At 46.6% G+C, this 13477-nt stretch carries 12 protein-coding genes; 9 read left to right on the top strand and 3 right to left on the bottom strand.

Going from position 1 to position 13477, the window contains the following annotated elements:
• The first annotated feature begins 40 nt into the window (after window positions 1-40).
• The 6 genes from tssH to WBL83_RS11525 all read left to right on the top strand — a co-directional run bounded on the left by tssH (window position 41) and on the right by WBL83_RS11525 (window position 6287).
• Window positions 41-2611, top strand: a complete 2571-nt coding sequence (gene tssH / locus WBL83_RS11550) for a type VI secretion system ATPase TssH (protein WP_424589376.1) — start codon at window positions 41-43, stop codon at window positions 2609-2611.
• Between the two features lie 14 nt (window positions 2612-2625).
• Complete coding sequence (locus tag WBL83_RS11545) at window positions 2626-3993, top strand: VasL domain-containing protein (protein ID WP_424589272.1); 1368 nt, start codon at window positions 2626-2628, stop codon at window positions 3991-3993.
• Window positions 3994-4019: 26 nt separating this feature from the next.
• Complete coding sequence (locus WBL83_RS11540) at window positions 4020-4733, top strand: hypothetical protein (RefSeq protein WP_424589271.1); 714 nt, start codon at window positions 4020-4022, stop codon at window positions 4731-4733.
• Between the two features lie 164 nt (window positions 4734-4897).
• Window positions 4898-5047 (top strand): hypothetical protein, encoded by a 150-nt coding sequence (locus WBL83_RS11535; protein WP_424589270.1) that lies wholly within the window; start codon window positions 4898-4900, stop codon window positions 5045-5047.
• Window positions 5048-5050: 3 nt separating this feature from the next.
• Window positions 5051-5485, top strand: coding sequence for a GNAT family N-acetyltransferase (locus WBL83_RS11530; RefSeq protein WP_424589269.1), 435 nt, complete (start codon window positions 5051-5053; stop codon window positions 5483-5485).
• Window positions 5486-5555: 70 nt separating this feature from the next.
• Window positions 5556-6287 carry a hypothetical protein gene (locus WBL83_RS11525; RefSeq protein WP_424589268.1) on the top strand — a complete coding sequence of 244 codons (732 nt, stop codon included), beginning with the start codon at window positions 5556-5558 and terminating at the stop codon, window positions 6285-6287.
• Window positions 6288-6422: 135 nt separating this feature from the next.
• On the opposite strand, the gene WBL83_RS11520 is transcribed toward WBL83_RS11525, so the two are convergent.
• The 3 genes from WBL83_RS11520 to WBL83_RS11510 all read right to left on the bottom strand — a co-directional run bounded on the left by WBL83_RS11520 (window position 6423) and on the right by WBL83_RS11510 (window position 9465).
• On the bottom strand, window positions 6423-7541 hold the full coding sequence (locus WBL83_RS11520; RefSeq protein WP_424589267.1) for an NADH-dependent flavin oxidoreductase: 1119 nt from the start codon (window positions 7539-7541) through the stop codon (window positions 6423-6425).
• Window positions 7542-7547: 6 nt separating this feature from the next.
• Complete coding sequence (locus tag WBL83_RS11515) at window positions 7548-8384, bottom strand: alpha/beta hydrolase (RefSeq protein WP_424589266.1); 837 nt, start codon at window positions 8382-8384, stop codon at window positions 7548-7550.
• Between the two features lie 184 nt (window positions 8385-8568).
• Window positions 8569-9465, bottom strand: a complete 897-nt coding sequence (locus WBL83_RS11510; RefSeq protein ID WP_424589265.1) for a LysR family transcriptional regulator — start codon at window positions 9463-9465, stop codon at window positions 8569-8571.
• Between the two features lie 210 nt (window positions 9466-9675).
• Here WBL83_RS11510 and WBL83_RS11505 point away from each other — a divergent pair, with 210 nt between their 5' ends.
• The 3 genes from WBL83_RS11505 to WBL83_RS11495 all read left to right on the top strand — a co-directional run bounded on the left by WBL83_RS11505 (window position 9676) and on the right by WBL83_RS11495 (window position 13474).
• On the top strand, window positions 9676-10038 hold the full coding sequence (locus WBL83_RS11505) for a hypothetical protein (RefSeq protein WP_424589264.1): 363 nt from the start codon (window positions 9676-9678) through the stop codon (window positions 10036-10038).
• A gap of 729 nt (window positions 10039-10767) precedes the next feature.
• Window positions 10768-11847 carry a site-specific integrase gene (locus tag WBL83_RS11500; RefSeq protein WP_424589263.1) on the top strand — a complete coding sequence of 360 codons (1080 nt, stop codon included), beginning with the start codon at window positions 10768-10770 and terminating at the stop codon, window positions 11845-11847.
• Complete coding sequence (locus WBL83_RS11495; protein WP_424589262.1) at window positions 11810-13474, top strand: site-specific integrase; 1665 nt, start codon at window positions 11810-11812, stop codon at window positions 13472-13474. The genes WBL83_RS11500 and WBL83_RS11495 overlap by 38 nt, the downstream gene beginning before the upstream one ends.
• Window positions 13475-13477 lie beyond the last annotated feature (3 nt).

The following is a 13477-nucleotide window of genomic DNA, read 5'->3' as shown; positions in this document are numbered from 1 at the left end:
TCCGTGAAGACGCCGAATGGAAAAATTAACAGGACGATTTATGGGTAACTATCTGAAAAAAATTGTAGAGAAAATGAATGTCGGCGCCCGCGAGTGTCTGGATGCCGCCATCAGCCTCGCCGTCAGCCGCACGCATCACGAAGTGGACGTTGAGCATTTGCTGCTTGCACTGGTGACCCGACAGCCAGCGCTTATCGAGCAACTTTGCCTCAATGCCGGATTGCGCGGCGATGCGCTGATGGATGCACTACAAGCCAGTCTTAATCACCTGCGCAGTGGCAATACGCGCAGCCCGGTATTGTCGGAATTGCTGGTCGACCATCTCGAAAAATCCTGGCTTCACGCCAGTGCCTGCTGGCAGCAAACTCAGCTGCCGGTAGAGGCATTTCTCGGCAGCCTGATTGCCGGGGACAAAGACCATCATTTGCATCTTTCACCGACATTACAGCAGGCGCTGCAGTGTGAGGCAGAGCGTGCCGATCGATTGTTGCGTGATGCCTCCACGCCGACACTCAACGCCAGTCATTCTGCGGCGGTGAGTCACAACGCCGACTCCGCGGTGATGAAGTTCACCCGCAATCTGACCGAACAGGCGCGTCTTGCCACACTGGATCCGGCGCTGGGGCGCGAGCAGGAAATCCGTCAGTTAATTGACGTGCTGTTGCGCCGCCGCCAAAACAATCCGGTGCTGACCGGCGAACCCGGTGTCGGCAAAACCGCGCTGGTCGAAGGTCTGGCACAACGTATCGTGCAGGGCACGGTGCCGGAAGCGCTGAAGACAATGGAGATTCTGTCGCTGGATATGGGGCTGTTACAGGCCGGAGCCAGTGTGAAAGGAGAATTTGAAAATCGTCTGCAGACCTTATTGCGCGAAGTGAAAGATTATCCGTCGCCGGTGATTTTGTTTATTGATGAGGCGCACACCCTGATTGGGGCAGGCGGGCAGGCGGGGCAGAACGATGCCGCGAACCTGCTTAAACCGGCGCTGGCGCGTGGGGAAATGCGTGTGGTAGCGGCCACCACCTGGGCGGAATACAAAAAGTACTTTGAAAAAGATGCCGCACTGGCGCGTCGTTTTCAGGTGATCAAAGTGGCGGAACCTGATGAAGAGACCGCTACCGCGATGCTGCGTTCTCTGAAACCGGCGCTGAGCAAACACCACGGCGTGCAGATACTGGAAAGCGCGTTGGTGGCAGCGGTACGTCTGTCCAGCCGCTACATTTCGGGCCGACAACTGCCGGATAAATCTATCAGTTTGCTGGATACCGCCTGCGCCCGCGTGGCGATTTCACAATGCCATGAGCCTAAAGAGATCGAAGATCTCAATGCGTTAATCAGAAACATTCATACCGAACGGGAAAGCTTGCTCAAAGAAGGCGATAACACCACAAGGCTGACATGGCTGGAACAGCGTGAAAAAGAATTAACCCAAAGTGCGCAGGCGCTGTTGCCGCTCTGGCATCAGCAGCAGGACATCGTGGCGCAGATTAATGCCGCGGAGGATGTGGCGCAGATTGCCGCATTACGCGCGCAACTGGCCGACATGCATAAGGATCAGGCGCTGGTATATGACTGCGTGGATGCCGTCTGCGTCGCCGATGTTATTGCCGGCTGGACCGGTATTCCGCTGGGCCGGATGATGGAAAAAGAGCAGCAGCAGCTCAGCGACCTGGTGACGCGCCTTGAAGGGCGGGTCATCGGTCAGTCTCATGCTTTAGCGGACATTGCGCAACAAATCCGCATCGGGCGCGCCAATCTTGCTGATCCTGTTAAGCCGACCGGCGTCTTTATGCTGGCCGGTCCTTCGGGTGTCGGTAAAACAGAAACGGCGCTCGCTTTGTCCGAGCTGCTGTTCGGTGGCGAACAAAGTTTAATCACCATCAATATGTCCGAATATCAGGAAGCCCATTCCGTTTCCGGTCTGAAAGGGTCGCCGCCGGGATATGTCGGTTACGGGCAGGGTGGCGTGCTGACTGAAGCGGTGCGCCGTCGCCCGTACAGCGTGGTGCTGCTTGATGAAGTCGAAAAAGCGCATCCTGACGTGATGGAAATCTTCTATCAGGTGTTTGATAAAGGCGTGATGGAAGATGCCGAAGGCCAGCTAATCAATTTCCGTAACACCCTGATTATTCTGACCAGCAATCTGGCCAGCGATCGCGTGATGACGGCCTGCGCCGCGGGCAATACCGATCACAACGCGCTGACGACACTCCTGCGTCCTGAATTCGACCGGTTCTTCCGTCCGGCGCTGATGGGCCGTTTGCAACTGATCCCTTATCTGCCGGTGGTGGGCGAGACGCTGGCAAAAATCATCCGTCTCAAACTCGATAAGGTGTGCAAGCGCTTTAGCGGTGCGGGTGAGGGCAATTCTTCCCTGACCTACAGCGAGAAAGTGGTGGAGTTTATTGCCAGCCGCTGTCAGGTGGAGCAAAGCGGGGCACGCGAAATTGATGCCGTCCTCAACCGCGAAGTGCTGCCATTGCTGACTGACCGCCTGCTGGCGCTGGAAAGCAAAGCGGATATCCGCCTGCAACTTGGCGTCAGTAAAGAACTCCTCACACTGACGAAGCAGCCCGCAGTAAAACGCGCAGCGGTTAAGCAACCCGTCTGAACGACAGGAGAAGGATGACCATGAAAAACCGGGTGAATTTGCGGGCGCTAAAAATAAACGGACACGATCCGCGGCTCAGTAAGTCGTTTCTGTTGCTGAGCAGTGAGTTAAGCCCTCTGAGTGGCTCCATCCCTGCGCGACTGGACTGGAATGCGCTGGAAGAAAGGTGCTTTCAGCTTTTCCATGAATACGGCTATGACCTGCAAAGCGGCATGTGGTTTTGCCTGATCAACCTGCGGCTGAAAAGCTGGAAAGGGCTGGCGCTGGCGCTCGATCTGCTGTCTACGGCCTTTACCCACAACAGCCAGCGCTGCTGGCCGCCAGTGGCCGCCGTTGCACATCGTCAGCAATTGATCGACTGGTTTAATGCCAATGTGGCGACGCACATTTATACGCTGGAATACGGGCCGGAAAACAGCACGGAAATGCGACAGGTTGAACGAAGCATCGGTGTGTTGTGCAGTCAGTCTAAAAATTTGCAGTCACGCAGCCATGATTCCCTGAATAATCTGCATTATTTCCTGCAAGTTCGCTGCCGTTCTGTACCGTATCCGGCACAAACTAAAGTGGTGAAAGCGGCTCCGGTCACGGCTGAAAATACATTACCACTGGCGAGTGAGAAAAAAAGCACTGCGCCGGTAAACGATATTCTGCCCGAGGCTGAACCGGCAGATATCCGGCTGGCTCCGGCATCCCGTCCGCGTCCGTTATTGTGGGCCGCCGGGGGAATGGCAGCGGGTATCGCGTTTTGTGCCGTGGCAGCGGCGCTCTGGCTCTCCTCTCATTCGCTGAGTTTCAGTGAAAGGCTCAGTGCGCCGCTGCTGGCGTTGCAGCACAGTGAGCTTCAGCTAGATGAAGCCTGGAATAAGGCTCCTGCACCGGACCTGAACGTGCATAAAGAAGCGGTGTTAGCGCAAGTCGCGCCGGTTCTCGACTGGCTGAGTCAACAGCCCTCTGACGTACTGCTTCGTCAGGGAGGAAAATTGTCTGACCATCTGGAAAAGGCGTATCCGGATAATGAATTCAGTGCCCGCTGGCGTCGTAGTTTGCAGGAAAAAGCAGGCGATATTCCGGCACTGGATGGTTTTGTGCTGGCCAATAAACATCTTGATGAACTTGAGACGCGATTACTGAATGCTGAAAAAAAACACAGCCAGTATATGACCGTGTCGGAGTTGAAAACGGCGGTATATCAGATACGTCAGGATCTGCAACGTAACGGTATTCCCGCTGAAACACTGCTCTGGCAGCTCAGTCAGCAAAACAAAAATACCGATAAGATTAATTCGGCATTATTAAAACAGGTCTCACAGAGAATCGAGGCCTTAAATTCACGCCGCTTTAATTATCTAACTGAAAAAAATATTTCAATCAATTATTAATAGTCATCTTATAATGGAGTTATATTATGTTTGGTAAAACGCACTTAAAGTCGCCTGATGCTGATAAAGTAAAGGCGTTGAAGAAATGGGATACACGTAATAAGAAAAAACAACTTATTATTCATACAGTTTCACCTGAAAATGGGGTCACGCCTTTACTGACCAGACCCGCCGGGGATGTGTTTAGAACCTGGGATATTATTTCAAGTTCATTAATTGACCTGGATCAGGTACGGAGAGGGTTCCGTCTGTCCGGGTTCACGGTCATATCGCAATCAGGATTATTTTTTGAAGCCGGTTTTATTCTGGAAGTACCGGTGCAAAACATCATGGGGACATTCAGTGGTGATGTCTGGTTCCCTAATCACGCGGGTGTGAATAACGGTCAGGTCGTTAATCGCTTCGCTCTTGCTGACGATATTTTCGCGGGCAGATCTAAAAAGAAAGAGATCATTGCGCCTGGCGGTTACAATCAGATTCAACCACCAGATAATATTCTCAAGAAAACTAATTATCAGTGGCATAATGAGATCCTGCTTATTGGTCGTCCGAATATTAATACTTATCAGGGACTGCCTCCAACAAGTAACATAAAAATAAAGGGAATTTTTGTTGCACCTAAGTTAATAGATGGTGCAGACCGGGAAAGACATATACAGGCTAACAAAAAACTGTACCAGTTAGTCGAAAAAATGAAAAGATGTAATCCAGGTGTAAAAGTTATGGACTTGTCATTGTAAAGAGAACAGGGGGCGCAACCGTTATATTTGAGTGGGGCGACCTCTGGTTCACAGAGATAGATCATAAAAGAGCAGGTAATTAAGTTATTTTAATTAGTAGCATATTTGTAATTACGCCATTCGAAATAAAATCATCAAAATATTAACACAGGTGTCAAAAGTTTATGCATTTTATAGAAAGATATCCGCAAGGTAAAAAACCACTCATTATCAATCTGGTAGAGGACAGAGAAACACCACCAGATTATGACGAACACGCTATGAATTTTTCCTTAGTTACGCCAGCATATGAGGATATTGCGGCGGGACGTTGATCTGTGCAAAGTGAAGCAGGGGAAGAAGATTATTTATATATATCAGCAATATATGTGGATGGTAATACCAATACTCCCACCAGGGGAAATCCTAACAAATATGTCGGATTAGGACAGATTTTGGTATTTGCTGCGATAAAGTATGGCCTTGAGATGCAGATTGAAAAAGCATCATTGGTACCGGTGGATGACAGTCAGGGTTTTTATTTGAAAATGGGATTTCATCCGAATATTTCTGGTGCAGTAAATAGAATGAATACTGGTGAAGTTTCGCTCAACTCTGGTAGGGGGAAATTAAATCCCCAGTGGCTCAGTCGCTTTTCTAAGTCGTCGTTTGATAACGCAAACTTCCGTGGCCCAAACTGGTCAGGAAATATTAAAAATATTCATCTGAATCTTAGGGGGAATATCTTAAAGAACTGGAACGTTGTCGGTTGAAAAATCATGATTGTTTGAAAATATTTAAGTGCCCGATAGTTTAATCAGGTAAGGAAAGGTAATTTTCATTATGAACACTAAACATTATCAGAATGTGCTTTTGCCAAAGCTTACTGAAGCAATGCTTTACACGCGTTCAAGATTATCAATGAAATCCGCCAATAAGTTTTATCCAGATAAAAGAATGATTGATGGTCTCATTGAGACAGACCCGCAAAAATATCGCTTACATTCACTAGGTGGTGACAGACTGAGAAGTGAAATGGTGCGAGCCAACAGAAATCTCAATCTTTCCTCACATCAACTTTACCGGAAAGTTGAAGAGGATTATCGCCATGGAAAAAAGAATGCAGGAAATTGCGGAGAAAATGCCAGGGTTGCATTTTGTTATCTGGCAGAACATATACGCGAATTAGAAAGAATTTCACATTCGAATTTGAAAGTGCTCAATATCGCGATTGCCAAACCCGTCGATCACTGTTTAGTTTTAGTAGGAACCCAACCGGCAATGCGTAGTGGAAAAATCCTCGAGAATGCACTGGTTTGCGATCCATGGGCAAAAATAGTTTGTCCTCTTTCTCACTATCCTCTGGAGTGGAAAATGAAAATGAATAAGTGGTCTAACCGAGGACTGAAGGGAAAATATCCTGGAGGAGTTTATGATCATTTCGATAACTATGAGTCACGGGAAGCGATAAGAATTGGGAAATTCCATATTTATGAACAAGTGTTGTATGGAAACTTACAACGTATTCAGGATAATAAATATTATTCCCTGATTGATAAGAATGCTATTACCTAATATGAAGGTGATTTTTATGATTTCAAAACGCCTGTGACGTTAAAAATATATGCTGCATATATTCTTAGTCAAATAGAAGCAGCATCATGTGAATAAAGAGCGGCCCGAATGAAATGTCGGGCCACTTAAATAAAGTTAACGGATGTTAAACCAGCCTGTAGTTTCCTCTATTACACGCCAGAGTTTCTGGGGTATAGCAAGTTGCTCAACGTCAGATGCCGCGATATTGAGAGCAATTTTCCCTACAGCTTTGCCATCTACGAACTTAACCCAGTCTGGGTTCATCACCATACCCTGACCTACGGCCGTCAAAGATACCCCTGCTTTAACAGCATCCTCGGCTTGCTCTGGTGTTCGCAACTGCCCGGCAACAATAAGAGGTATCCGTGCAGCAAGGTGATCGCGCACGATTTCGATGACTTTGGGTCCATTTGGTGCATTAACGGGCCTGGCTTTAAGTGCATTACCGAGTGATACATGAAGATAATCAATTCCTTTATCGATCAGGCTGTCAACCAGCTGAAGCGACTCATCAATGCGCAAGCCATCTTCGTAATGCTCATCCAGTGAAATGCGGTATCCCATCAGGAAGGGACTGGTTGCATGCTCAGCAATCGTTTTGCGCACACTCTCTATGACGCTGAGTGGGAAACGCATACGTTTTTCAAGAGATCCGCCCCATTGATCTTCTCTTCGGTTGGAATGAGGTGAGAAAAAGTTCTGAAGTAAAAAGCCATGGGCACCATGTAACTCAACACCATCAAATCCTGCTTCTATCGCACGGCGAGTTGCTTCGGCGAAAGCCTGAATAACAGTTTCGACTTCAGTACAGGTCAGTTCGCGAGGAGTTACCGAAGGTGAGAAAGGACCGGCATCCCCCGGAACCGCGCTTGCGGCTACGATATCTGAAACCAGTTCAGGGCTGGTTTTCACACCTGCATGAAAAATTTGTAAGATTGCCGGTGCTCCACCGCTTTTTGCAGCCGTTGCAAGGCGCTTTAAACCGGGAATGAATTTGTCGTCCCAGGCAGCAAATTCCCCCGTAAATCCAATGCCATTTTCCTGAACATGCGTACAGCCAGTAATCACCAGCCCGATATCCTGAACGCGTCGGCGATAATATGCTTCTTCCTCGTGAGATACCGTGCCGTCATCATGACCGGCCCAGGTCGTCATCGGTGCCATAACAATACGGTTACGCAGAGTCACACCTTTACCGAGCGCAAATCTTTCAAGTAATGGAGTTTGTTTCATGGATAGTTATACCTGTGCGAGATAATTCTTGAAGAAAGGAACCAGTTGACTGGCTGCAACCGTTGCACCCTGACCATCATAGAGGTCCATATGCGTCGCGCCGGGGATGATATGCAGCGTTTTTTGGACAGAAGCCGCAGTGTTGTGCAATTCCTGGCTGTGCCAGAGCGAGCCAGCTTTGCTACCGGCTACAATCAGAAGTGGCTGTGTTAAATAGACATCCGCCCCTTCAAAGCCGGTAAAAGATGCCAGCGTACTGATACTTGTCATCAGCATTTGATTGGTAGAAGTCGGATATTTACCGCGTTCGGTCAGATAGTATTCCGCAGCTTCCTGAAGATCTTTTGGGGAACTGGTATCTCCCAGTTTTGGAACATAGTTAACATAAACCAGTGCGCCGCCTGTTGCTTCGACTGTGCGTTGTTTAGCAACCGCCTCCAGAGTCGGAATGAGTTCTGATTCTGATGTCGTTCCCTCCCAGCCTTTACGGGTCGCCGCTCCAACATCTACGGCACTGACCGTTGCCAGCGCTTTGACTCGGCGTTCCGTCATCGACGCTTTAATCGTAATACCACTGCCTGGGTGGACAACGACAATTGCGGCGTATTGACGGTTTTCGCTGAAATCCGGGGGCACGTAGATGTTTCCGGACATCATTATCTCATTGTTACGGAACAGAACACTGCTGACTGTGATGCCATCTACGTGTGTAGTGGTGCCAGATGTATTAGGTGTAGGTGAGAGCAGGGCAGAAGCGTGACCCGCCATCAGTAATCCTGCTGAGGCCACTGAACTCGTCAGTATAAAATTACGGCGGCTTAACCCAGCTGTTTTTATACTCATTGCAAGACTCCTTCATTCAGATGATGACGGCCCTGGCCGCTGAGAGAACATAGATTGTTTCAGCGGCCATCTTAATCTCTTTAGTATTCAGAAATTAGATGCTTAATTTCGCATGGGCTTAGAAGGAGGTTTTCTTAATAGGGTTATGAGCACTGCGTTCTAAATTGATTGAAACAGACAGGACTCAAAGGTTTTGTTTGCGGAGCGCTTCGAGCACAAGTGCAAATGCCGGAGAATGCTGCAGGCGGCTGGGGTAATAAAGATGATAGGGGGGACGCGGTGGACACCAGTCTGCCAGCACCTGCACTAACATCCCGTTTTCAAGGTAATTCGCCACGGTATCTAGCGGCAGATAAGCAAGTCCCAGTCCGTCAAGGGCGGCCTGCCTCATCATATTTATTGTGCTGAAAGTTGCTCGCCCATCAATACGGACCTTAATTTCATTCCCATCTTTGCGAAACTCCCATGTATAGAATCCGCCATGCGTGGGCAGGCGTAATTTGATACAGCTGTGGTCGTTTAAATCACGAGGCGTTATCGGATGGTTTATTTGCTTGAAATAAGAGGGCGCTCCGACCACGGCAAAACGGAAGTCCCTGGCAAGCGGCAGGGAAACCATATCCATATCGACCTGTTCGCCCAACCGAACTCCAGCATCATAACGTTCCGCGACAATATCTTTGAGTCCGTACTCGCTGATAATTTCAATGTTGATATCGGGATATTCGAGCATCATCGGGGCGAGTTTAGGCCAGAGAATTGTATCGGCTGCGTGTTCAACGGCAGTAATGCGCACGGTACCGGCTGGTTTTTCTCGCAATCCGCTGAGTGCGGCGATCTCACTTTCTATTTCGTCAAAATGTGGTCCTATACGAGAAAGTAAGCGCTCGCCAGCTTCTGTCACAGAAACGCTACGCGTGGTACGGGTAAGAAGACGAAGGCCAAGATCTGCTTCAAGAGTCCTTACGGTGTAGCTCAGCGCTGACTGTGATACACCTAACTGAGCGGCCGCTTTTGTGAAGCTTTTTTCTCGGGCTACTGCGATAAAAGCTTGATAATCATTAATATTTTTACGGCGCATTTATTAACTCAGCTTCTAAGTGAAGTAACATTATAAACATTAGTAAAATAATTCTGGTTGAGGCCATTTGTCTATCGGATTCTGGATACGCCCGAGTTAAGACATTTGCTCTTCATCGGGCATAGCTTTGGCGTTTCTACTGGGGTTGATAGATTCCTGGTTTATACCAAGCTTACTCATTCACACCATTTCTGAAAGAGGTAAATCCTGATGAAAACTGAAATCAAAGGTGGGATTGATATTGCGATGAAAGTCCCGCCACATCAGTATCAACAGACACTCGATTTTTACCGAACGACTATTGGGCTGCCTGAAATTATGGACAAACCCCCGGCGACCGGCTTTGTGCTTGGGCCAAACCGACTGTGGATTGACGAAGCTCCAGGATTGAGCCAGGCCGAGATCTGGCTTGAGCTGTTCACACCCGATTATCCATTAGCCATGAAGCATGTTGAAGAAAGTGGGGTGATCCGTTGTGACAGCGTCGAACTCTTGCCCGAAGGGTTTAAGGGTGGCTGGATCATGAGCCCCTCAAATATTGTGCATATGCTCCGAGAACCAGAAGCCTGGTGAATCTGCTTGCAGAAACGGTAGAAACGGTGTATCCGACGAACCTTAAAGAAATCCTTTTTGCCTGTGAAAACGGTCAGCACAAATGAGACTGATTAAACACTGGATTGTGCCTTATCTTATCTTGGTGCGCATAATGTATATTATGTTAAATATGGTGGGTTTGTTCTTAAGTTCATGAGTTCCTCTCTTTCAGGAACTTACCGATGAATCAGTCAGTTGCCAAAGTTTAGTTGTGGACTTACGATGACTTCATAACGCAAAAATTACGGGGCATCCGCTAAGTTCATGGCATATTCCATCTTACATTTATCGAGGAACAACCAGAGAACTCATCTCATAGTTGATGATGTGACTACCCTACCGGTCATGTTCGCCACAATTTATGGAATGAATGAACTGAGCAAGAAACATCTGGGGACTCAAGAAAACATTCTGTGTTCGCTGCGTTTCTTTTACGTCTATTACTTTAAGAAGCACAAACGAACATTTGACTACGATTTCTATCGGTCTGGCTACAATATCTCCTGTTTTATTAGGGAGCTTGATGGCTTCTTTACTTACCTGCTCGGGAAGCAGCACCTGAGTGACGAGACCGACATAATCTCTACCGGGTTTTTACATTCTGCACTCTCCAGAACCAACAAGTCCACCTATGGTAACCACGTCAGAAACGTTGGCCGATTCCTTAAGTATCTCAACTATAGATATATGAATCTGGCATACCAGGATATGTCACCTGTTGAAGCTCACCAGATTAACCAGGCGAACCACAGAGATCTCGCTGACAGAATTAAGGTCTTCAACAGAGTTGAAGTATCCAGGAACGAACCCGCACACCGATACAAAAGTATCACCAGTCAGCAAAGTGTCGAACTAACGAACATGCTAATCCCCTCCACTCCTGAATTTTCAGATATCGAGACCGGCGAATTATTCACGGCCGTGGTTAATCCCCAAAACCCATTCGATTCAGGATTTCAACAATACCGTAACTACCTTATCCACCGGTTAATGTTTAACTATGGCTTACGTGTTGGTGAAGTTCAATTGTTGTTGAAGGATTGCGTGGGGCCAACCCTTCCAGACTCACGAGGTAACATTCGTTTCATCCTGATTGTACAAAATCTACCAGATGATGTAGTTGATCCAAGGAAACAACAACCTTCACTCAAGACTGAGCATTCACAGCGACAAATCGAACTGACCGAAGATGACTTCATTATGTTTACCATTTATATGGAGCAATATCGGTCCCCATTATTTGAAGAGAAAAAAATTGATGACCATGAATTTGTTTTTATTAAAGGCTCAGGTAGGTTAACTCCATTAACTTACGATGCAATTAGAACATTTTATAAGGAAAAAATTGATCCGGCATTCATTGCCCTATTCCCTCATTATCGTGCGGAAAGTAATAAGATTATTAATAATATGGTTAATATAACACCACACGTTGGGCGACATACTTGGGCTAACATCACTCTTGAGTTTATTTACAATAGTCTCCTGAGTGAATCACTAATACTGGCGCAAGACTATGGTATTCGAGCAAGGATGAATGGAGTACTCGAACCAGCTATTGAACAACTTCGTGCTTTAGGCGGCTGGTCACTGACCAGTAAAGTTCCATTAAGATATGCCAAGCGGTTTATTGAAGTGGTGAGTAACCAGAGCAACTATAAACGTACGAAACATTCAGATATGCATTTAGCTTCCCCAGGAACAAACATTTCGCAAACAAAAACCTACAACTTGCTAGAAGATAATGTTTATGACGAAGAATTCACATTCAAAGATCTATTCAACTGAGAGCGATATCACCGGGGGCGATTTATTTAAAATTTCTCCCCTTCACTTTAAAAAAGAACAACTTGAATGGATTGAAAATATTCAGTTCCCTACACGATTGTTTTTAATAAATGCAACAGAATTTGATGACCGATATTTATATCTACATGATGATTGGCGATACAGATTCTCAGGTAATAATGTGGCTATATTATTCTCAACTGGTAAATACTTTTGTGATTTATCACCAGTTTCACTCAAGCTCTTGAAATACTTAACGATCGCGTACATTAATGAGAACTCGGCAAGTATTGCTGATAAATTTGCTCAGTTTGTCGCAACAACTTTCAAACAAATTGAGGTTATCACTCGCGAAAGCCTTATTGAAAAAATGCAAATGCTGGTTGCGAAGACTGAGCGAAATCACTCAGACAGCAGTCAGTTCTATTACACCCTCTATGCGTTACGAAAACTTGATCGTAGTGGATTCTTCGAAAGTAAGGATGACAGTAATGAGCTGGAAGATCTATTGCTGGAAGTGCCACGCCCTAGGAACAATAACTGGGCTCGCTACCAAAACCTAGACCTCGTTATACCAGAAGAAGTATGCCTAATGATAGAAAATGGCATTCAACGTTGGGCATCTAAACTATGTCCAAAAATTGATGTTGAAGAAAATAAAAACATTCATCTGGAAACTGTAAAGAAAACTATTAAAATTGATACATTACGGGACTGCATTATTATTGGCATTGTATATTACATTGGGGCCAGACCTGTACAGATCGGTAAACTTTCCGGAGGCGATTTTATCGTTGATACCGAGAATAAGTACGGGATGCGTTATTCAGTACTTGTGCCATATGCCAAAAAGTCAAAACTAACTATCGATCGAGTTCGAGTTGCAATTCCGGAAGAACTTGGAAAGTTAATCTTACTGTATAAGTACCTAGTTGGAATTGGTGATACCGACCCAATGTTTTCCATCATAGTATCTTCAATGAAGATGGTGGAAGCGTCATTAAAGAAAATGCTTTTCAGATTTTCACCACAGGAGATTCAGGAGGCAGTAAAAAACGATGATTATCAACTACCTGTATATACCGCAAGCCTCTTTCGTCACAATGTTGGTCACTCAATGGCAATGAGTGGTGCCAGTGCTCCTGAGATAGCTTATATATTGGGTCAATCCTCTTATGTTGTTGCAGATCGATACATTGCAGCCACCCCTGAGATGGCTGATATTCGTGAGGCAGCTTTGGGTCGCAACCCTGTGTTTAAGAACATGATGGCACTCATGTTGACTGGGAATTTGGTTCACAGCAGCGAATGGGAAGGCCGCAATGTTGCAGGGTCAATTGGTGGGCAACTTCATTACCATCTCGGTGGATGTAATTATGAAGAAGACATGTGCCCCTTTGCACAGGGTCGTGGATGTTACGGTTGCCTGTATTTCAAACCATTTATAGATGGAAACCATAAAAAAGTATTTCTTTCTCTGAATGATGAAATCCAAAATGTCCGTGATGTTGCCGATGATGCTGGCGTTTTAAATCATCCACTTCTCAAGGAATTAGTGCGGCTGAAACAGCATGTAAATCAGGTTATGGCTCGCATTGAAATGGCAAACGTCCGGAGGGCTATTTAAACG

The sequence above is a fragment of the Buttiauxella sp. genome (genome assembly GCF_049686335.1).
Classification (GTDB): domain Bacteria; phylum Pseudomonadota; class Gammaproteobacteria; order Enterobacterales; family Enterobacteriaceae; genus Buttiauxella.
Note: the sequence above shows the minus strand (reverse complement) of the source record. Positions and strands in the feature narration are given on the sequence as shown.